Annotated in this window: 15 protein-coding genes and 1 pseudogene; 6 read left to right on the top strand and 10 right to left on the bottom strand. The window is 57.1% G+C overall.

Features of this window, described 5'->3' with window-relative positions:
* Window positions 1-7: 7 nt before the first annotated feature.
* Both murJ and secB read right to left on the bottom strand, forming a co-directional pair.
* Complete coding sequence (gene murJ, locus ACEW72_RS11720) at window positions 8-1,582, bottom strand: murein biosynthesis integral membrane protein MurJ (RefSeq protein ID WP_373476568.1); 1,575 nt, start codon at window positions 1,580-1,582, stop codon at window positions 8-10.
* 33 nt (window positions 1,583-1,615) lie between these two features.
* Window positions 1,616-2,125 (bottom strand): protein-export chaperone SecB, encoded by a 510-nt coding sequence (gene secB, locus ACEW72_RS11715; protein ID WP_373476567.1) that lies wholly within the window; start codon window positions 2,123-2,125, stop codon window positions 1,616-1,618.
* 261 nt (window positions 2,126-2,386) lie between these two features.
* Between secB and ACEW72_RS11710 the strand changes: the two genes are divergently transcribed.
* The 3 genes from ACEW72_RS11710 to ACEW72_RS11700 are packed head-to-tail and all read left to right on the top strand — an operon-like array spanning window position 2,387 to window position 4,854.
* A complete protein-coding gene (locus ACEW72_RS11710) occupies window positions 2,387-3,043 on the top strand; it encodes a Tim44/TimA family putative adaptor protein (RefSeq protein WP_373476566.1) in 657 nt (218 codons plus the stop codon).
* A 12-nt stretch (window positions 3,044-3,055) separates the two neighbouring features.
* Complete coding sequence (locus tag ACEW72_RS11705; protein WP_373476565.1) at window positions 3,056-4,291, top strand: murein transglycosylase A; 1,236 nt, start codon at window positions 3,056-3,058, stop codon at window positions 4,289-4,291.
* A gap of 8 nt (window positions 4,292-4,299) precedes the next feature.
* Window positions 4,300-4,854 (top strand): Smr/MutS family protein, encoded by a 555-nt coding sequence (locus tag ACEW72_RS11700; protein ID WP_373476564.1) that lies wholly within the window; start codon window positions 4,300-4,302, stop codon window positions 4,852-4,854.
* 17 nt (window positions 4,855-4,871) lie between these two features.
* Here ACEW72_RS11700 and dapE read toward each other — a convergent pair whose 3' ends face one another.
* The 4 genes from dapE to ACEW72_RS11680 all read right to left on the bottom strand — a co-directional run bounded on the left by dapE (window position 4,872) and on the right by ACEW72_RS11680 (window position 10,468).
* The gene (dapE, locus tag ACEW72_RS11695; protein ID WP_373476563.1) at window positions 4,872-6,011 is read right to left on the bottom strand and encodes a succinyl-diaminopimelate desuccinylase; all 1,140 of its coding nucleotides are present in this window, start codon (window positions 6,009-6,011) and stop codon (window positions 4,872-4,874) included.
* A gap of 39 nt (window positions 6,012-6,050) precedes the next feature.
* Window positions 6,051-7,382: a hypothetical protein gene (locus ACEW72_RS11690; RefSeq protein ID WP_373476562.1), complete on the bottom strand. Its 1,332-nt coding sequence runs from the start codon at window positions 7,380-7,382 to the stop codon at window positions 6,051-6,053.
* Window positions 7,383-7,478: 96 nt separating this feature from the next.
* On the bottom strand, window positions 7,479-8,945 hold the full coding sequence (locus ACEW72_RS11685; protein ID WP_373476561.1) for a glycerol kinase: 1,467 nt from the start codon (window positions 8,943-8,945) through the stop codon (window positions 7,479-7,481).
* On the bottom strand, window positions 8,942-10,468 hold the full coding sequence (locus ACEW72_RS11680; RefSeq protein ID WP_373476560.1) for a sodium/solute symporter: 1,527 nt from the start codon (window positions 10,466-10,468) through the stop codon (window positions 8,942-8,944). The genes ACEW72_RS11685 and ACEW72_RS11680 overlap by 4 nt, the downstream gene beginning before the upstream one ends.
* Window positions 10,469-10,607: 139 nt before the next feature.
* On the opposite strand from ACEW72_RS11680, the gene ACEW72_RS11675 reads away from it, so the two are divergent.
* Window positions 10,608-12,740 carry an alpha-galactosidase gene (locus tag ACEW72_RS11675; RefSeq protein WP_373476559.1) on the top strand — a complete coding sequence of 711 codons (2,133 nt, stop codon included), beginning with the start codon at window positions 10,608-10,610 and terminating at the stop codon, window positions 12,738-12,740.
* A gap of 13 nt (window positions 12,741-12,753) precedes the next feature.
* On the opposite strand, the gene ACEW72_RS11670 is transcribed toward ACEW72_RS11675, so the two are convergent.
* Window positions 12,754-14,127, bottom strand: a complete 1,374-nt coding sequence (locus ACEW72_RS11670) for a UdgX family uracil-DNA binding protein (RefSeq protein WP_373476558.1) — start codon at window positions 14,125-14,127, stop codon at window positions 12,754-12,756.
* Entirely contained in the window at window positions 14,124-15,365 is a 1,242-nt protein-coding gene (locus ACEW72_RS11665; RefSeq protein ID WP_373476557.1) for a putative DNA modification/repair radical SAM protein, read from the bottom strand. Before ACEW72_RS11665 ends, ACEW72_RS11670 begins: the two co-directional genes overlap by 4 nt.
* 199 nt (window positions 15,366-15,564) lie before the next feature.
* On the opposite strand from ACEW72_RS11665, the gene ACEW72_RS11660 reads away from it, so the two are divergent.
* Window positions 15,565-16,572: a ligase-associated DNA damage response exonuclease gene (locus tag ACEW72_RS11660; protein WP_373476594.1), complete on the top strand. Its 1,008-nt coding sequence runs from the start codon at window positions 15,565-15,567 to the stop codon at window positions 16,570-16,572.
* Window positions 16,572-18,140 carry a cisplatin damage response ATP-dependent DNA ligase gene (locus ACEW72_RS11655; RefSeq protein WP_373476556.1) on the top strand — a complete coding sequence of 523 codons (1,569 nt, stop codon included), beginning with the start codon at window positions 16,572-16,574 and terminating at the stop codon, window positions 18,138-18,140. The genes ACEW72_RS11660 and ACEW72_RS11655 overlap by 1 nt, the downstream gene beginning before the upstream one ends.
* 388 nt (window positions 18,141-18,528) lie before the next feature.
* On the opposite strand, the gene ACEW72_RS11650 is transcribed toward ACEW72_RS11655, so the two are convergent.
* Both ACEW72_RS11650 and ACEW72_RS11645 read right to left on the bottom strand, forming a co-directional pair.
* Window positions 18,529-19,398, bottom strand: coding sequence for an alpha/beta fold hydrolase (locus ACEW72_RS11650; protein WP_373476555.1), 870 nt, complete (start codon window positions 19,396-19,398; stop codon window positions 18,529-18,531).
* Window positions 19,395-21,642, bottom strand: a pseudogene (locus ACEW72_RS11645) (chromosome segregation protein); the annotation flags it as partial. The gene ACEW72_RS11650 and the pseudogene ACEW72_RS11645, both read right to left, overlap by 4 nt.

Raw genomic sequence — 21,642 nt, 5'->3', positions numbered from 1 at the left:
TTTTTTCCTACTTAACCGCTTGCTTGCGGGTCAACATTTCGATTTTGCTGCGGTCAATTGCGCCTGTTGTCCATGCAAGGCCAAAATACACCACGGCACCAACACTGACCAGAGCCAAGATGCTGGCCACGCGCATTAGGGCGCCTGCTGCGTAATATGCCGAACCGTAAGGCGTGATAAAATAGATTGCCGCGCCCATCGCCGCCGCCGAAATAAAAATGCGCCCAATTCGTGAAAGCAGATCCGCCTCGACATTGAAATGCCCACGGCGATGCAGAACGGCATATAGCATAGCGCAATTTACCCAGGCCGCTGTGGCACCTGCCAGCGCCAATCCCGCAACGCCCATCCGGGGGATTAGAATGATATTGAGCACGATATTTATAATCAACGATGCACCGGCTGTGTAAACGGGTGTTTTGGTATCGCGGCGGGCAAAGAAACCGGGAGTGAGTACTTTTACCAGCACATAAGCAGGCAGCCCAATGACGAGCATTGCCACGACTGAAGCGGTGCTGGTGACATCATCGGCACCAAATTTACCGCCAAAGTAAAAGGCGCTCACCAAAGGATGGGCCGCAAAGTAAAGTCCGACTGCCGCCGGTACGGTCAGCAAAAGTCCAAGTTCGATTGCATTGCTTTGAACACGTTGCGCCCCGCCGTCATCATTTTGCGCGATGAAGCGTGAAAGCGCAGGTAGGATCGCAGTGCCAAGGGCAATGCCAATAATTCCCAATGGCAACTGGTTCAGCCGGTCCGCCAATGCAAGGAATACAAATGAGCCTTCTTCCAGCCTGCCCAGAAAAAACAGGTCGATGAACCGGCTTATTTGATAAATGCCTGCGCCGAAAATGGCCGGTAAAATCAGAACGCCAAGCTGGCGAACGTCATTGGTGAGTTTCGGCTTGCCGATGGTCAGCCTGAACCCGGCTTTGCGCGCCCAGTATCCAAGCCAGATCATTTGCGCCAAGCCAGCTAACGATACCGAAAATGCCAGAAGATAAGCGGCTTGCTCCGGGTCTGACCCGCCGTCGCTCCAGAGAGCGAGAAGTAGCGCACTTATCATGCACAGGTTTAACAAAACCGGCGCGAATGCGGCCGCTGCAAATTTGCTAAGCGAGTTCAAAATTGCGGCGAACAATGTCGTGACGCTAATCAACGCAAGATAAGGGAAAGTAATTCTGGCCAGCGCGATCGAAAAGTCGCTGGTCCGTCCACCTTGCCCGAAATCGTCAATCAGCCAGATGAACCCGGGCATTGCGAGCATCATAATTGCGGAAAACAACAACAATACGGGCACAAAGACGGAAAGTACGTCCATTGCAAAATTGTGCGCGGCGTTACTCTCCCCTTGCTCTTCATCTGCAATTTTGCGGTTGAACAACGGAACAAAAGCGGCAGAAAATGCGCCTTCTGCGAAAAGTCTGCGAAAAATGTTGGGCAATTGAAAAGCCAATTGCCACGCGTCACCCGCTGCACCTGCACCTAAAATGCGTGAAAGCATCATGTCGCGTGCAAAACCGAAAATCCGGCTTATCAACGTCATGCCGCCGATTATACCGGTTGATTTGAGCAAGTTCACGCTGCTGCGATCCTCATCGAAGGAACAGTGAGATCAAGCTTCGCCAGCGGGTTGTGTTTCCGCCATTTCCTGGGCCTGGGCGATTTGCTGGATATAGAGGGCGTTGAAATCAATGGGTTCCAAAACCAATGGCGGATAGCCAGCGTCTCTTACAGCATCGGCAACGACGCGGCGGGCAAATGGAAACATCAAACGCGGTGCTTCGCCAAACAGGAATGGATGGGCCTGTTCGTCGGGCACGTTACGCAGACCGAAAAGCGTTCCATATTCAAGTTCAACCGAGAAATGGACGCCATTGTCGCTTTCGGCTTTAACCGACAGCTTTAGTCCAACTTCGTGAATTTCGTCGTTGATTGCATCGACCTGGATATTCACTTGTACATCAATCTGTGGCTGGGCGTCCCATTGCAGGCTGTGCGGCGCGTGCGGGTTTTCGACCGAGAGATCTTTGATATACTGGCTCAACATACCAACCGCAGGGGCCGTGTCTTCGCCATTGGCTTTTACATTTTCAGAAACGATGGTGCCTGCTTCTTCGGCCATGGGATGTCGTGCTTTCTTGTTGTAATGCTAAAGTTGATTTGCGACGCCAAATATACGTCGACAATTGGGTGCAGCGCCTAGCAGGGGCATGAAAAAAGGGCAATCACTGTGTTGCGATATCGTGGATTGCAAGTTTCTTTAGGTAAAGCCCTTTGAAACTATCCCGTATAATGCTTATATGCACGCTAGGGCGGAGCTGAAATCAAATGTTTTGGGTTCAGCGATAACCATTCGTCCACGTTTTTCGCGCATGGAGGCGTTGTGACTTTCACTATCGTATTGCTGGCTCTTGTTGCTGCTTTTCTGGGTTTACGCCTGTATTCGGTGCTGGGAAAACGCACCGGGCATGAACAGGAACCTGTCGCGCGTCAGCCTATCGACACCACTCCGCCTATATTGCGCCAACCGCTTCTCCCCGGTGATTCGGGTTCCGCGCTGCCAAAAGGTGATAATGACGCCGTGGAAGTAGCCGCGCAAAGCGGCGTCCGTTCGATCGCGAATGCCGATCGCAGCTTTGACCTTGGTCTTTTCATTGAAGGTTCGAAATCGGCCTACAAGATGGTGCTCGAAGCATATTGGAAAGGCGACAAGGAAGCTTTGCGCTTTTTGTGCGATGACGATGTGTATTCCAGTTTTGCCGAAGCAATTGATGGCCGCGTCGCACGGAGCGAAACTTTGGAAAACCGTCTGGTCCGCATCGAAGAAGTGCGCGTTGTAGATGCGAGTTTCGATAATCCGATGGCGCGGGTTACCATTCGCTTCGACGCAGATATCGCCTCTTTGGTGAAGGACGCCGATGGCAATATCATTGGTGGTTCAATGACTGATGCGGTGGAAACCCACGATATCTGGACATTTATGCGTGATGTAAAATCAGGCGACCGCAATTGGAAGCTTGACGAAACCGACTCGGTCTGATTCACCGGCGCGATGAAACGCGCTGCTATCATTCTCGCTTTGTCTTTGACAATTCTATCAGGCTGTTCGGGAAGCATCATTCCCAACGGAGGAATTTCGCCGCCGACCGCGCCGGAACGCCCCATAAATGAAAAGCCGGCAAAGCCGGTACCCGCCACAGCAGAGGCAACATTGCCCGCCGCGGCCGTTGCAGGCGATGGTACTACTGCGGCAACATTGGGCGTGGTGCGAGGTCCGGAAATCGGCGCATTGACGGTGGATCGGCGCAAGGCGAAGTTGGCAATGGACAGTTTTCGCACGAGCTGTCCCGGGCTTGTGCGCCGCAATGATACCAGCGGACTTTCCCAAGGCGGGGATTGGGTCGCTGCCTGCGATGCAGTTAAAACCTGGACAGGCGATGCGATATCATTCTTTGCCGCCTATATGGATGCGGTGCAGGTGGGCGATGGCAAAGCTTTTGCTACCGGATATTTTGAACCCGAAATTGAAGGGTGCCGGACACGGCAGGCCGGATGTGAAGTTCCGGTATATAAACGGCCAACGGATCTGGTCGATGTCGATTTGGGTGCTTTTTCAGACGATCTGAAAGGCAAAAATATTCGCGGCAAGGTGAACGGCACCAAATTTGTTCAATATGATGACCGTGCCGCTATCGAAGGCGGTGCCCTCGCCGGGCGTGGACTCGAAATCGCTTATGCACGCGATGTTGTCGATTTCTTCTTTTTGCAAATTCAAGGTTCGGGACGTCTCAAACTACCCGATGGCAGTGTCATGCGGATTGGGTATGAAACCCAGAATGGCCGCAGTTATACGGGCATTGGACGGCTGATGAAGGACCGCGGTCTGATTACCGATGGGTCGATGCAAGGCATTGTTGCCTATCTGCGCGCCAACCCGGACGCAGGGCGCAAAATCATGCAGGAAAACAAAAGCTTCATTTTCTTCCGCGAATCGACCGGAGCAGGACCCTTGGGTGCAATGGGCTATCCGGTGGTGGGCGAAGCCAGCGTGGCAGTTGATATCAAGTTCATCCCGTTAGGCGCGCCTATATGGTTGTCGATGGATCGCGCCGAACCAAACGGCATCTGGATTGCACAAGACACGGGCGGCGCTATTAAAGGAGCCAACCGGATCGACACTTTTTGGGGCGCAGGAGACCGTGCCAAGGCAATCGCAGGCGGCATGGCCGCGCGCGGGGCAGCTCTTATTTTCTTGCCGAAATCTGCAGTGGCGCGGCTTGGGCTTTAGGCCGTGCTATGGCGCGGCGGCTGGATACACATGAAAAGATGCTTTGGGGCAAGGTGATCGATACGGTCAGGCCACTGCATATTGTCAAACCGAAAGCAGATACCAAAGCCGCAACGCCGCCTGCAAAGCCTGCCCCTAATCCACCGGGGCGGCTGCCGTCCAAGGCGGCGGCTGTTAAAGTTGCTACCCCCAATATACAAAGCGAGCCAAAAGCGCCGCCGCCACACCAAAATCTGGATGGGCATTGGGATCGGCGGATAAACCGGGGCGGCATTGTTCCCGATATCAGCATTGATTTGCATGATGCCAACCTGTCGCGCGCTTATGCGCGACTGGACGGCGCTTTGGAACAGTCGGTCGCGCAGAAATTCAAGGTGATCCTGCTGGTCACCGGCAAGCCGCGCGCGCATGATCGCGCTTCGGGTGAGGGACGCGGCGCAATTGCTTCGGTGGTGCGTGACTGGCTGGCGGCATCACGTCATGCACGCCATATTTCGGCGGTTCGCAACGCGCATCCGAGGCATGGTGGCACCGGGGCGCTATATATTGTCTTAAAGAGCTAGGCCTGCATTCCGATGGGTCACGCCGCCAACATTTTGATCACAACCCTTTGATAGATCTCGGTCAATGCGTCGAGGTCGGCAATGGCAACTGCCTCATCCAGCTTGTGCATGGTCGCGTTGCACAGGCCAAATTCCACAACGGGGCAAATTTTTGTCAGGAACCGGGCATCGGATGTCCCGCCGGTCGTAGATGGTTCAGGTGTGATGCCAGTGACAACTTCGACCGCTTCGGAAATTGCCGCTGATAATTCCCCCGGTGGTGTCAAAAATGCCTCGCCGGAAATCATTGCGGTCAAGGTTCCGCCGCCTGCCTCCACCAGCGCACCTATGCGCTCGACCAGTGCCTCACCTTGCTGCAAATCGTTGAAACGGATCGACAGCCGTGCTCCGGCCTTGGCTGGGATGACGTTTGTCGCTTTGTTGCCGACGCTGATATCGGTGATTTCTATATTGCTGGGCTGGAACCAGTCCGTGCCGTCATCGAGGTGAATGGCTTCGATATGTGCCAATAATGCGACAAGTCTCGGGATCGGATTGTCGGCAAGATGCGGGTAAGCGACATGGCCCTGGGTTCCAGCAAAGTTGACCCACATATTAACAGACCCCCGCCGCCCAACCTTCATCATATCACCCAATCGATGAACGCTGGTAGGTTCACCGACTAGGCATGCATCGGGAATGGATTGGTGCGAGTGCATATGGTCTATCAGCGCGCGGGTGCCGTAAATTGCCGGGCCTTCTTCATCGCCAGTGATGATCAGACTGATGGTGCCTGCTTCGGCGGGTAGATCGTGCAGTGCGGCGACAAAGGCTGCAATACTGCCCTTCATATCAACGGCGCCACGGCCGTACAGCAAGTCACCCCGAATCTCCGGAACAAATGGGTCGGTATGCCATCCGTCGCCTGGTGGCACGACGTCAAGATGTCCGGCGAAGGCAAAATGGCGACCGGCGTTTTTGCGGATAGCGAAAAGATTTTCGACGGGAGCGCCATGTGCGGGATTTTCGTCCCCGTCGCCCGCGATGAACCGATGGACGGTGAAACCAAGTGGCGTCAACATCCCCTCTAGCGCATCAAACACCGCACCTGTGGCCGGGGTGATGCTTTCGCATTCGATCAGTTTCTTTGCATATTGCAGGGCGAGGCTGTCAGTCATTGGACCGCAGCGTTACGGACTTATCGCACGCGAGACAAGTCAGACGGAGGTTTTACGCAAAGCCTTTTCTGTCAACGCCGCATCAGTCTCTACAGCGCCCACAATTGCAACGGTGCCGTCGGCATCGCGGCGCGCCACAAGTAAGATGAATTCCTCGCCTGCTCCGGAAAATTCGCTCAGGTCGCGGGTTCTTGCGGTTCGTAAACGCAAGCGAGGGTCGACGGGCACTGCAGCCACATGCTGGCCAGCGGCAACTTTCTTGGCGCGGCGTTCAGCCGCGATAATGCCTTTCAGGCCGCCGTCATATTTCCCAAGAATATCTGCAAGACCACCCATCGGAATGGCATTGCGATCCGCAAATTGCAGGGCGGTCGCAAATTCGGTCAGGCGGGTTTTATCATAGCCTACGCCAAAAACCAGCTTCACAATCGGCGTAAACGGAGCACGATCCTGTGCGACAAGCCCTGCATCCGAGAGCAAGTCTGAATAATCCAAAGGGTTTTTTGCTGCTACCAAGGCAAAATCATGGGCGCGACCGATTGCCTGATATAAAGCTTCGCGGGTACGCAGGTCGGCATCATGTGCGCTGTCCGCGCTTTGTCGGGCGGCATCCAGCCAATCGGCGAGCGATGAATTTTCGTCGGGTTGCGCTTCTATAAAGGCGAATTCTTCTCCCAATTCCAACTCTTCAACTTCAGGCTCTTCTTCAAGATGTCCCGTCGTTGGACCATCCGCCCAAACAGGGACATGTTCCTGTCGGGGTGGTGCAGCGGCCAAGGCCTGTTCCACTTCCAACTGTAGCGGCGCCGCTAAATCGGAAGACATAGCTTCTTTCCAGTTGATGACACCGTAAATGAAATCAATGGTGTCGTCGTCCGACGAATAGGGCAGCAAAATGCCACGGTACATGATGTTAACGCCGCGATCATTCACGAATTCCGCTTCAAAACCAATCGGCGCGCGGTTGGCGATAATCTGAAGATAGTGATCGGTGATGCGCGATAGCAGCGAACGGCTTGGCACTTCGTCAAGATAAGTGACTTCATCGCCCAACCCGCATTCGGATCGCAATTTGTCACCCAGAAATTCGATTGAAGGGTTTTCGATGCCCGAAGTGAAATCCAGCAATACGCTGTAATCGCGGAAATCCTCGACAGCAGATGGATCGAGTTCTTCAATCGACGGATAGTTTTTGTCGTGCAGTTGCGCGGTCCAAAAATTGTAGGCGCGCACTTGCATACGCCGTTCGTCAGTTGAAACCACCGGCGGCGCTTCGATGGCGGCATCTTCTTGTTCGAAGACGTCATAGCCAGGCAAGTCGGCGTTATAGTCCGATCCAAATGGCTCAAATCCGCGCAAATTATCCATCATTGGGTCCTGTCGATGCAAGTCGCGACTTTTCAGTCTGCGCTACATTGCCCAAGGATGGTTAAAATGCCGTAAACTTTTGGGTTATTTGCCGGGCGGCTATTGCAAAACTCTTGAAAGCGCGTCGGCCCAGCCGACAAGACGTGACTGACGATCAGCCATGGCCAGTTTGGGCGTAAATCGTGTGACCCCACCGCGCATAACCGCCGCTGCTTCGAGTGACGGATATAGACCGGCCCCTACGGACGAAAGCATCGCAGCCCCCAACGCTGTTGTTTCGATAAAAGCAGGCCGCTCGACATCTATGTCAAGAATGTCCGCCAGATCCTGGGCCATCCAGTCATTGGCGACCATGCCGCCATCAATCCTAAGTTCGGCCCAGTCTGCCCCGTCGGCGGCAAAGGCGGTTTTTAGATCATTCGTCTGGTGGGCCATCGCCTCCAACGCGGCGCGCGCGATATGCGCCTTTTTGGCTGAAAAGCTTAAGCCCGCTATCGTGCCCCGAGCGTTGGGCTGCCAATGAGGGGCACCAAGGCCGGATAGCGCCGGAACAAGATAGACCCCGCCATTATTCGGTACACTTCGCGCCAAGGGCTCGGTTTCCGCTGCACTTTCGATCAATCCCAAATCATCGCGCAACCATTGTACCAAGCTGCCGGCGACAAAGACCGATCCTTCAAGCGCATAATGCCGTTCGCCGCCGATCTGGTATAAAACGGTCGAAAGCAGGCGGTGCTTCGACTGCCGCAACGTGGTTCCTGTTTGCGTCAAAACAAATGCGCCGGTTCCAAAAGTCGCTTTGGTTTGACCGATTTCGAAACAACCTTGGCCAATTGTTGCCGCTTGCTGGTCACCGGCCATTCCGGTGATGGGGATGGGACTTCCGAAAAGTTCTGCTGCAGTCTTGCCAAGATCGCCAGAACAGTCGGTGATTTCGGGCAAGATTTCGCGAGGGACCCCAAACAGGTCGGTAAGGCCATCATCCCAGCCGCCGCTGCCAATTGCCATCAATGCGGTGCGTGATGCGTTGCTGGCGTCGCTGATATGCGCGCCGCCGGTCAGGCGAAAGACAAGATAGCTTTCGATGGTGCCGACCCGCAGATATGCGCCGGCCTCGTCCAGTTGCGGCCAATTGGCCAGCGCCCAGCCGATTTTCGAGCCCGAAAAATAAGGATCAAGCAACAGGCCGGTTTTCGCCTGAACAACCGGTTCCTCGCCACGTTCGCGTAACGCCATGCACATATCGGCGGTCCGCCGGTCTTGCCATACGATGGCCGGGGCGAGGGGCTTTCCACTTCGCGCGTCCCAGAACACGATGGTTTCGCGTTGATTGGTAATGCCGATGCCTGCGATTTGTTCAGATCCGCCGGCCTTGGCGACCATTTCGCGCGCACATTCGAGCGTTAAGTTCCAGATTTCCTCGGCATCATGTTCCACAAGGCCGGGTGCCGGATAATATTGCGTCAACGGCCGCTGGCAATTGCCCAGCGCTTCGCCACTGGCCGCGAACAGCATTGCGCGGGTGGATGTTGTCCCTTCATCAATGACCAATATTTTTTTGCTCATGCTTCAAGCGCCGCAAGACGGCGTCCCTCCTTGCTCCAGATGAAAACGGCCCTGTTACCGAACAGGAACCGGTTAACGGCCAGCGCCATCACTACACATGTCACCAGCACTATAGCCATGACATCAATATAATGCAGCCAGCCAATGCCGATATGCTGATAAAATGTTTCCCCTGCATATAGCGTGTCGGGAACATAAAGAATGAAATTATGGAACGCATATAAGGCAACGCCCCAAACCAAGCCGGCGATTGCGGCGCGGGCATCCATATTCCTAAATAGCAGCCCAGTGATAAAAGCCGATAAGATGGGCATGGAAGAAAGACCGTTCAGTTGCTGCAACAGGTTGATGATACTTTTCGCATTTTCAAAAACGGGAACAAGCAAGATGGATGTGACCGTCAAAACAACTGAAACAATCGCCGCCAAACGCCAATGATTGGCGACCGGACGGATGAACTTGTCGTGAAAGTCGATTGAATAGAGAGCTACAGAACTGTTCAGGATCGCACTGGTATGGGCAATCACGGCGGCCATCATCATCGCGGCAAAGGCGCCCGACATCCAGCCCGGCAGGACGTGGGCGACCAGCTTGCCGTAAGCGGCATCGCCCAGGCTTCCGAACAGTTTATAGGCCACAACGCCCGGAATAACGACGATGGCAGGGATAATTAGGATGCGAACCACTGCGGCGGCAAGCACACCCTTTTGCGCTTCTTTCACTGTGGGCGCTGTCATGGCCTTTTGGGTGATGTTCTGGTTCGTGGACCAATAGAAGATCTGGATAAAGATCATGCCGGTAAACAGGGAATGGAAAGGGATGGGCGACGTTATGCTGCCAATCATCGAAGTGCGTTCGGCGGGCACCGTCGAGAGATCAAAGCCCACCGCCGCCAATGCAAGGACGACGACCAGAAACGCAATCGCCAACACCCCAATGCCCGAATAAGTATCCATAACCGCAACTGCCCTCAGTCCGCCGGTGATGGTATAAATCGCGGCAATGATCGCCATTGGCGCGGCGAACCACAATAAGGACCATTCAACCCCAAACATGGATTTGAGGAAAAGACTTCCGGAATAGAGCGCAGCAGGAAGGTAGATCAGGATATTGCCGAGCAGGAATAATGCCGAAATGACGGTGCGGATACTGCCGCCTTTATAGCGCCGTTCGAGCAGTTCGGTCACTGTGGTGCACTTGTTGCGATAATAGATTGGAACAAAAACATAGGCCAAGATCATCAGGCCGACAAAACCCGAAATTTCCCACCATGCGAGCAACAACATCTGGTTGCCGTTCATCCCGACTAACTGTTCGGTGGACAGGTTGGTCAACGTAATTGACCCAGCGACAAAAAGCCAAGTCAGTCCGCCGCCTGCAAGGAAAACCTCTTTCGTTGAGCCGGCATCCTCTGTGCGGCTGGCACCTTTTCCGTGCACTTTCCAATATGTCAGGGCGGCGATTAACAAGGTTAGTGCGACAAATATGGCAATCTGGCCCGCACTATTCGTGGTTTCAAACATTTCCGCTCCCGTCTGACTTTTTTACGCAAGTTCGGACTTGCGCTTTTTTGCCAAGTGCGAAACTAGACACGCAGCCCGAAAAGACAATCAAACAATTCAAAAATTGGTATAAACGCCGATCGCAATGCAGGAGAGTCACTTGCAATATCTTCGCCTTGATTCCGAAGGCAGCATGGTTCTGTTTTCCTGTGAAATTGGAACGCCACCGTCGCTGCTCTATTGGGGCCCCGCGCGTGGCGAGGCTGTGTCGGGTGACGAGATTGAGCGGCTCTCGTCGCGTCAGGGAATGCACGGAGTTGCGGACGTTGCGCTGCCTGTGTCGCTGGCAATGGAGGCGGGGCTTGGACATCCTATGGTACAGGGTTTGGCTGCGCATCGCGATGGTAAGGATTGGGGCAGCCTGTTTCGCGTTGCCAAGGTCGAGGTCTTGCCACAGGGCGCGACAATAATTTGCCGTGACGAGCAGACCCGATTGGGGCTTGAATACTATATCGATTTTGACCCCGAAACCGGCGTCCTTCGCATCGCGTCCACATTGACGAATTATGGATCGACAACGCTTGACCTGAACGAGATGGTAACGGCGTGCTTTGAACTTCCGCAAAACATGAAGGACATTGTCGGTTTTACCGGACGATGGACGCAGGAATTTGGCAGGGAACGTATTGCCCGAACCTCGGGAAGCTATCTGCGCGAGAACCGCAGCGGACGCACTTCGCATTTTAGCTACCCCGCCCTTTTGCTCGCGACGGCCGACACCAACGAAAGTGCCGGCGAGGTCTATGGCTTGCATCTGGCGTGGAGCGGGAATCACCGCCTGCGTGTTGATACGTTGACCGATGGACGCGTGCTTGCCAGCTTGGGGGCACTCCTGTTCCCCGGGGAAGTCCGTTTGGCACCCGGCGAAAGCTATGCCAGTCCCGAAATAGTTGGTGCCTACAGCGCACAGGGTTTCAGTGCGTTGAGCAGAAAATTCCACGCGCATGTTCGCGCCAAATTGCTCCGTGCTGAAATGCGCGCCAAGCCAAGGCCGGTTCATTATAATACGTGGGAGGCCGTGTATTTCGATCATGATAGCGATCGACTAAAAGAACTTGCGACAAGGGCCGCGGCTTTGGGTGTCGAGCGCTTTGTGCTGGACGACGGCTGGTTCGGTGCACGCCGGAATGACCTCGCCGGATTGGGGGATTGGGTCGTTTCGGGCGATGTGTATCCAGAAGGACTAGGGCCGCTTGTCGACCACGTTACCGGCTTGGGTATGGAAATGGGGATCTGGTTCGAACCGGAAATGGTCAATCCGGACAGTGATCTCTTTCGAACACATCCGGACTGGGTGTTGGGCGCAGAGGGTGTCGATCAAGTTCCCTTCCGCACCCAATATGTGCTCGACATTAGCCGGCCCGAAGTGGCGGATTATCTGTTTGAACGGATCGGCGCGGTTTTGCGGGACCATGACATTCGCTACATCAAATGGGATATGAACCGCGATCTCAGTCACCCCGGCGGCGTGGATGGCGCGGTGCGTGCGGTGGCGCAGGTGCGTGCGCTCTATGCGCTGCTGGATCGTGTCCGCGCCGCCCATCCACATGTCGAAATAGAAAGCTGTTCGTCGGGTGGCGCGCGGGCCGATATGGGTGTCTTGGCACATAGCGACCGGGTATGGACCTCCGACAGCAATGACGCGCTGGACCGACAGAGTATCCAGCGCGGCGCGAGCTTCTTTTTGCCACCGGAGATTTTGGGCTGCCATGTCGGGCCAGCCCATTGCCATGTTACGGGGCGCCGCATTTCCATGGCGATGCGCTCGGCAACGGCGTTGATGGGGCATATGGGTTTGGAACTGAACCTGCTGACCGAGCGGGAGGCTGATCTTGTCCAGCTCAAATCCGCCATTGCTTTGCACAAACAGCACCGCAACTTGTTGCATGATGGCGAAATCTACCGCCTAGACACCGCCTCCTATCATCTGGCCAGTGGCGTTGTGGCGCGCGATAAGTCGGAAGCGCTTTTTTCGTTCAGCTATATGACCGGTGACCAGCACGTTTTGCCGGGCCGGTTGCAATTTGCGGGCCTTGATCCGGCGCGCAACTATCATCTCACCCTCATTTGGCCCGAGGGATGGCAGGCGGTTAAAGCACCGTCCCTGATTGAGAAACTTGATCTTGCGGGAGCAGGCGCGGTGTTTAGCGGGGCCGCGCTGATGTATGCGGGAATGCAACTGCCCCATGCCAAGCCAGAGACGTGCCTGCTGTTCCATTTGAAGGCGGTGTAAAGGCTGCCGGTCGTCATTGGTATACGCGCTTCCGTGCGTTCTGCAGATCCGCCACGAAGAGCGCCCGCTCTCGTTCTGAAGTCTCTGCGTCGGGAAGGCGCAGAAGATAGCTGGGGTGGATGGTGACGAGGACCGGCGTACCCTCCAGGCTTTCGAACAACTGTCCGCGATTAGAGGTAACGGCCAAGGATCGTCCGGTCAGGCTGCGCGCTGCCGTTGCGCCGAGCGCGACGATCAGATTAGGCTTCACCAGTTCGATTTCGCGTTTAAGCCACCAGCGACAGTGGTTGATCTCGCCGACATTAGGCCGTTCATGGATGCGCCTTTTGCCCTCGGGCCGGAATTTGAAATGTTTGACTGCGTTGGTCATATAGGCCTGCGTCCGGTCCACACCCGCTTCGGCCAAGATCGCATCCAGTAACTGCCCTGCGGGTCCGACAAAAGGGCGACCAGCCCGATCTTCCTGATCGCCGGGCTGTTCTCCAACAAACATCAGTCGGGCATCGGCCGGACCTTCGCCATAGACCAGTTGTGTGGCGGGGCCGTTAAGGGGGCATCGGCGGCAGCGATTGGCTTTGGCGTGCAGGGTGGCCAGCGTGTCGGCAACCGACGGCACGATATCCTTTTCGATCATCGCAACTTCGCGGTTGCGCGCCGACTGGATCAGTTCAGTCACCAGCGCTGTTTCCGGCATATTGTGCCAGTATTTCTTAGGCATTTCTTTCAGCATGGCGTTCACTTTGAGCCGGGCCGGATTGAAGATGGAGCTGTAGTAGGTCTTCCATTGTTCTTCGATAGTATCTTCGGTCGGGGCGTCGGTTTTTGACGTGGCTGAAGCTTCGAGCAGCTTTTTGCGGTCCCAGTGGATCGAGAGTTGAGGGGTCAGAATCGACCATTTCATCCCGGCAAAGCGGCGGACGAAGAAGGCGGCGTTGGTGCGGACGATGTGGTGTTCGGGCTCGAACCAGGCCACGAAATGCTCCTCGCCCTCGGCCTCCTCGACCCGCCGAAACCTCAGAAAAGCGCGCATTTTGTGGATGTCGCGGCGAACATTCTTCGCCATCATCTCCAGCTTGCGGATCAGGGGATCTGCCTTGTCCCCCATGTGCCGCCGCCGGGCCTTGAGGTCGATCAGCAACTGGTAGAGCAAAGCAAAGCGCTCCGGGTCCGAATGGCAGATAACCGACCGCGCCAGCTCGGCAAAGCCTTCGGGCACGCCGATCGGGGCAGCCTCTATGTTGGCTTCAGGGCTGGCGAACAGGTCTGTGCGCTGCTCGCCCACCTGCCAGACGACATCCGCCGGCGGCGCGCCCAGACGCATCAGCCCACGGCACTGGTTGCGCCAACCTTCAAAATCATCCTCCGCCGATATCCGCGCCGTAATCATGCGAACAGCTCCAACTGCTCCGTCTTGGGCGCAACGCTGGCCCGCAAATGTTCCAGATCGGTCAGCGCCCCCGGGGTCCAGCCATCCGCAATCAGGAAGGGCCGGATTTTGGCGATGGACACCGTCAGCCGCCCGACATCTTCAAGCCGCAACCGACGCCAGCGGCGGGCCTTGAGGATGGCTTTGACCGCCTTGGTCCCCAGCCCCGGCACCCGCCACAGCATTTCCTTGGGCGCGCGATTGACGTCGACCGGAAACTGCCCGCGATGCTTCAACGCCCAGGCAAGCTTCGGATCGATATCGAGAGGTAACATCCCATCCGCTTGCGCCGCATCCACCACTTCCTGCGGCGCAAAGCCGTAAAAGCGCATCAGCCAATCGGACTGGTAAAGCCGGTGCTCCCGCATCAAGGGCGGGCTCTTCAGCGGCAAGACGGCGCTCGCGTCCGGGATCGGGCTGAACGCGGAGTAATAAACCCGGCGCAGGCCAAAGCGGTCGTACAGCCCGTTCGCGCGCCGCACGATGTCGCTGTCGGTCGCCGCATCGGCCCCGACAATCATCTGCGTCGACTGCCCGGCCGGGGCGAAGTTCGGGGCGCTGCGGTATTTCTTTTTGGCATCGCGGCCATCGAGGATCGATGTCTTCAGCCCGCCCATCGCGCCTTCGATCCGCTCTTCGGATTTTTCGGGGGCAAGGCGTTTCAGCCCTTCGCGGGTCGGCAATTCCACATTGATCGAAAGACGGTCCGCGTGTCGCCCCGCCGCCTCCAGCAATTCGGGGTCGGCATCGGGAATGGTTTTCAGATGGATATAGCCGCGAAAGTCATGGTCCTCCCGCAAGCTGCGCGCGACTTCGACAATCTGCTCCATCGTGTAATTGGAACTTTTGATGATGCCGGACGAGAGGAACAGCCCCTCGATATAATTGCGCTTGTAGAAGTTGAGCGTCAGATCGACGACCTCCTTGGGCGTAAAACGCGCCCGCCGGACGTTGGAGCTTTTGCGGTTGATGCAATAATGGCAGTCAAAGATACAGCTGTTGGTCAGCAATATCTTCAGCAGCGATATGCACCGCCCATCCGGCGCATAGGCATGGCAGATACCCATGCCCTCGGTCGAACCGATCCCGCCCGATTTGGAGCTGGACCGTTTAACTGTTCCGGATGAGGCACAGGACGCGTCATATTTGGCGGCATCCGCCAAGATGGCGAGCTTTTCGGTCACTTGTAACTGGGTCATTTGTTCTGTATATGTTCGCTATGTCGGCGCGTCTATACCTGATGTAGGAAAGTACGACGGGCCGCACATTTTATGTTGGATCCATAGGGGTAAAAGCGGTGTTGAGAAATTGCCCGAACCAAGGTGAACCTTCCGGGCCTTCCGCGGTTTTATTTCCAGCCGGCCACCACCATATATCCATCAGAAAAAGGAACGCCCGATCCCCCGCACCGCCGCCCAGCACTGGATAGAACCGCATCCGCACGGTATTTACGTCCGGCCTGCCGATATGTGGATCGACCCGTCGCAGGCGGTGGCGCGGGCGCTGGTGACGCACGGCCATGCCGACCATGCGCGCAGCGGCCATGGCGCCGTCTGGGCTACGCCGGAAACATTAGCGATCATGGCGTTGCGTTACGGCACCGAAATGGGGACGCCTGTGCCCTATGGCGATGGCTTCGAAACCAATGGCGTGAAGATCAGTTTCCATCCCGCAGGGCATGTGCTGGGTTCGGCGCAGATCCTGCTGGAACATGGAGGCGAGCGGGTGATTGTCACCGGCGACTATAAGCGACGGTCTGATCCGACGTGCGCGGCGTTCGAACCGGTCGCCTGCGATGTACTGATTACCGAGGCGACTTTTGGCCTGCCGGTGTTCAACCACCCGCCTATTGAGGACGAAATCGCCAAGCTGCTCGATGCCCGCGCCGCGCATCCCGATGGCTGTGTCGTCGTGGGGGCCTATGCTTTGGGTAAGGCGCAGCGGGTTATCGCCGAACTGCGGCGTGCGGGCTATGACGCGCCGGTCTACATTCATGGCGCCATGCAGAAAATGTGTGACCTCTATGAAGCGCACGGCGTACCCTTGGGCGAGTTGATCCTAGCCACCGGCCTCGCAAAGGGCGAGTTACGGGGCGCCATTGTGGTGGCGCCGCCATCGGCGCTGAACGATCGCTGGGCGCACCGTTTGCCGGAACCGGTAACCGCGATGGCATCTGGCTGGATGCGCGTGCGGCAACGGGCGCGGCAGCGCAACGTCGAATTGCCATTGGTGATATCGGACCATGCCGACTGGAACGAACTGACGGAAACCTTGCTGGAACTGCGTCCTTCGGAAACCTGGATTACCCACGGCCGCACCGATGCGCTGGGCCGCTGGTGCGAACTGCACCAATTGAAAGCACGCGCGCTTGATCTGGTCGGGCGGGAAGATGAGGATGAAGGCTGATGCGGGCATTTGCCGCTCTTGTCGATGCGCTGGTATACACGCGGTCGCGCGATGCGAAAATCCGCCTGATCGCCGACTATCTGCGCGCGACGCCCGATCCTGATCGTGGGTGGGCCCTGGCTGCACTCGCCGGAACTTTAAGCATCGCCACCGTCAAATCCGCCGCCATCCGCGCCATGGCCGAAGAACGGTTTGATCCTTTGCTGTTCCGGATGAGCCGCGACTATGTTGGCGATACCGCAGAGACAGTGGCGCTTATGTGGCCCGATATGCCCGCAAGAGCAGCGCCGCCAAGCGTTGCCGAGGTGATCGACCTGCTCAACGCCACAAGCCGTGCGCGCGCGCCATCCGTTTTGGCCGAATTGATGGACAGGCTCGATACCGATGGCCGTTATGCGTTGTTGAAACTGGCCACGGGCGGGATGCGCGTCGGCATATCGGCGCGGCTCGCCAAGACGGCTTTCGCCCAAGCGTTCGGCCTGTCGGTCGATGACGTCGAAGAGGTCTGGCACGCGCTGCGTCCGCCTTACGACGAGCTATTTTCCTGGGGGGAGGGGCGCGCGGATCGGCCCGATCTTGCGGACAGTGCTTTTTTCCGGCCCTTCATGTTGGCGCATCCGTTGGCCGACGGCATAGTCGACCTTTCGGAATTTGTCGCCGAATGGAAATGGGACGGCATCCGTATCCAGATTGCTGCGACCGGCGGCGAAACCCGTCTGTTTAGCCGGGGCGGAGACGAGGTAACGGGGGCCTTTCCCGAAATTGCAGCGGCATTTACCGGCATCGGCGTGGTCGATGGTGAATTGCTCGTGCGCGGCGATGTGCAAGGTGGGGAGGCGGCAAGCTTCAATGCCCTGCAACAGCGCCTGGGCCGCAAAAATGTGACGGCAGCCATGCAGGCTGAATATCCGGTGTTTGTCCGTCTCTACGATATATTGTTCGACGGTGCAGAAGATATGCGCGCCCTTGGGTGGACCCAGCGGCGGGACCGGCTGGAACATTTTGTCGCGGGTCTGGACCCCGCGCGCTTTGACCTTTCGGTGCTGATCGAGGCGCGGGATTTCGACCATCTCGCCGAAATGCGTGGGGCAGCGCGCGAGGTGGCGATTGAAGGCGTGATGCTGAAACGGCGGGACGCGCCCTATCTGGCGGGGCGCAAAGTAGGACTGTGGTATAAATGGAAACGCGAGCCCTTGGTGGCCGATTGCGTGATGATGTACGCGCAACGGGGCAGCGGAAAACGTTCGTCTTATTATTCCGATTATACCTTTGGCTGCTGGGGGGAAGATGGCACCTTGCTGCCGGTCGGCAAGGCCTATTCCGGTTTCAGCGATGACGAGCTGAAATGGCTCGACCGTTTCGTTCGCACCAACACGGTTGCCCGTTTTGGACCTGTTCGCGAAGTTGAAAAATCGCTGGTGTTGGAGGTCGCCTTTGACGCGGTGCATGAATCCAAGCGGCACAAGTCGGGCATCGCAATGCGCTTTCCGCGGATATCCCGATTGCGGCGTGATAAACCTGCGGAAGAGGCGGATAAGGTCGCGACGTTGAAGGCGATGATTGGGTAGGAGGCGTTGGGGACAGTCCCCTCTCCCCTTTAGGGGAGAGGATACGAAGCCTTGGCCGACAGGCCTAGGCGCAGTTGGTGAGGGGCCTCAACAGTGAGGTTCTCGCGCGACTTCCCCCTCACCACTCCGTCTAATGGCTAAAGCCATAAGACTACGTACCTCTCCCCTGAAGGGGAGAGGAAAATAGCGCTCTACCTCTCCCCTTCAGGGGAGAGGATACGAAGCCTTGGCCGACAGGCCTAGGCGCAGTTGGTGAGGGGCCTCAACGGTGAGGTTCGCGCGCGACCGCCCCCTCTCCACTTCGTCTAATGGCGAAAGCCATAAGACTACGTACCTCTCCCCTGAAGGGGAGAGGAGGTTGTTGGGGACTGTCCCTTTTTCGATCTGATCAAAGAAACGCCTTCACATCGGCCATGAATCGGTCGAACTGGTCGTGGTGCAGCCAGTGGCCGGCATTTTCATATTCGATGACCTTGGCGGTAGGGAAATGCGCGATCCGGCCATCTTTTGCCGGGTTGGAGGCCCAGCTTTTTTCGCCATAGAGCAACAACATGGGGCAAGTGATGGACTGCCAGATGCTTAGCAATTCTTCGCGCGGCATATCGAAGATGGCCCAGATATTGAGGTAATTGTCGAACTTCCAGCTCCATGTGCCGTCCTCGTTCCGGCTGATGCCATGGACTGTCAGATGGCGGGCCTGCTCGTCGGTCAGATAGCTGTTTTCCGCCTTCATCCGGTCATAGGCGGCTTCGATATTGGGGTAGCGTTTCGGCGTCCGGCCGGCGGCATTGCGCTTGTCCTCGATCCATTGGCGGAAACGCTTCTGGATACCGATGGCGTCACGTTCGGCCTGCATTTGCGGTGAAATGCCCAGGCCCTCTATATTGACGAGCTTGCGGACATTCTCTGGGTAGATACCAGCGTAACGGGTGGCGATATTCCCGCCCATGGAATGGGCGATCATCGTCACCGGGGCCAGATTTAGCTGGTGCACCAATTGGGCCAGATCATAAACGAAAGCCGACATTTCATAATTGCCGTCGGGCGACCAGCTGCTGTCGCCATGGCCGCGCAGGTCGGGCGCGATGATGTGCCAGTCGTGGCGCAGTTCTTCGGCAACCCAGTCCCAACTGCGTGCATGGTCGCGCCCGCCATGCACCAGCAAAAGCGGTGGCGCGTCCGCATTGCCCCAGTCCACATAATTGAGGCGCAGGCGCTGGGAAATGAAGCTGTTGGTGATGGGGCCGTGTAAAGTCATTCGGCGGCCAGTAATTGCTCCGCCCCACCAAGGTCAACCGAAACAAGACGGCTGATGCCCTGTTCCACCATCGTGACCCCGAACAGGCGGTGCATACGGCTCATCGTCACGGCATTGTGCGTGACGATAAGATAACGGGTATCGGTTTCCCTCGTCATGGCGTCGAGCAAGTCACAAAAGCGTTCGATATTGGCGTCGTCGAGCGGCGCGTCGACTTCGTCCAGCACGCAGATGGGGGCCGGGTTGGTCAGGAAGAGACCGAAAATCAGGGCGACCGCCGTCAGGGCTTGTTCGCCACCCGACAGCAAGGTCAAGGACTGCAGTTTTTTGCCCGGCGGCTGGGCGAAGATTTCGAGGCCTGCCTCCAGCGGGTCATCGCTATCGATCAAGGCCAAATGGGCTTGCCCGCCGTTGAACAGGGTTGAAAAGAGACGTCGGAAATGGCCGTCGACGGCTTCAAAGGCGTTGAGCAATCGCGCGCGGCCTTCGCGGTTCAGGCTGCCGATCGATCCACGAAGTTGGTTGATGGCCTGCGTAAGCTCTTCGCTTTCTTTCAGGCTCGTGCCTTGCTGTTCTTCCAGCTCGGCCAATTCATCGGCGGCAATCAAATTGACAGGGCCGATCCGTTCCCGTTCCTGTTGCAGGCGGTCCAGACGGGTCGATTGCGTTGCGGCATCGCCCAGTTCGGTTTCGTCAAATTCCAGCTTCTCCGGTAAAACCGGGGGCGGGCATTCGAAGCGCTCGCCGGAGATGCGGCCCATCTCGATACGCCGCTGATCCTGATTTTCGGCCCGCGCTTCGGCACCTGCGCGGGCTTCACGCGCAATCGACAAGGCTTCGGCTGCGGCGGCCAATTCGCTTTCAAGCGATTTTAGCGCGGCTTCGCTGCTGCTTTCTGCGACTTGCAACTGGGCCAGTTTTTCGGCGATGCTCGCCCGATCAGCGTCCAGCCGCTCGATATCCTGTTCCAAAAAGGCAGGTCGCCCGTCCAAATTCTCTAACTCATGTGCGATTTCGGCCGCGCGCTTGTTCATTTCGGCAATCCGGCGCTCGGCCTCTCCGGCGCGGTCCTGCCATCCGCGTATCTCAGCCATCGTTCCGGCACGCCGTTCGCGCATTTGGGCCACATGCTGTTCATGCGCCGAAAGGTCGGCTTGACTGCGCGCCAGAAATTGCCGCATTGCGTCATTCTCGGCGGTTAGCTTACGGACCAGTTCTGCGTTAAGGTCGCCTGCTGGCAATTTCGCTCTTATGTCCTGTGCGTCCTGCAATTCGGCGTTTGCGGTCGCAATATCCCGGTCACTCGCAACGATACGCTCTTGCAAGGCGGCGCGCGCATAATGCAGCCGGTTCAGCGCGTCTTCGGCTTGATCAGTTGCCCGCAAAGCCTGTCGAAGTTCGCCATCAAGCCTTTGTTGTGTCGTCAAAAGCGTGCGATAGTTTTCTTGCGCCTGCGTGATGTGCGCCGCGACCATTTCCGCTTCTTCGGATTGTGTAGAGAGGGCGGATTTGGCAACCGGGATTTGCTCTTCCAGCTCCGCCAGACGGTTTTGACGGATTAGCTGTTCCGCAGTCGTGGCGCCGTCGTCATCGGCAAGAAACCCGTCCCAGCGGCGCATCTTGCCATCGCGGGTCACCAGCCGTTCACCGGGTTTTAGCGTTTCGCCATCATCGGTATCGACCACGCGGATCATGGAAAGCCGGGCGCGTAACGCGTCCGGTGCTTCGACATGGTCGATCAATCTGGTGCCCGATATTGACGGCAATCCATCATGGCGACCAAGCCACCTGCGTCCCTGTTCGCCGCCAATTGTTGCATTGACGTCTTCGCCCAAGGCGGCGGCAAGTGCGCGCTCATATCCCGGTGCGGCTTTGATATGGTCGATAGCCTGCGCGCCCTTGTTTCTGGTCAAGGCCCGCGATAGCGCGCTTTGTTCAGACAATAAGGCCGCAAGTTCAGCCTTGGCGCTGGCAAAAGCACTTTGCGACGAATCGCGCTGTGCGATCAGGCTGGAGCGCCGGGCTTCGGCCGCTTCCACTGCTGCCAAACCGTCGGCGGTTTGCTGTTGATAGGCGGTAACGGATTGCTCGGCATCTTGTTTGGCGGCTGCAAGTGCGGCTTCATCGCCAAGCCGCGCCCGTTCTTCTGCGATACGGGCGGCATCCCGTTCGGCGCGCTCCACCCGTCCGGCGGCGGTGGCGAGGGCGGCATCGGCGACCCGGATTTCCGCATCGGCGCGGGCC

Source organism: Sphingorhabdus sp. (assembly GCF_041737645.1).
Taxonomy (GTDB): domain Bacteria; phylum Pseudomonadota; class Alphaproteobacteria; order Sphingomonadales; family Sphingomonadaceae; genus Sphingorhabdus_B.
The sequence above is the reverse complement of the archived record's forward strand: the minus strand, read 5'-3'. Positions and strand labels throughout refer to the sequence as shown.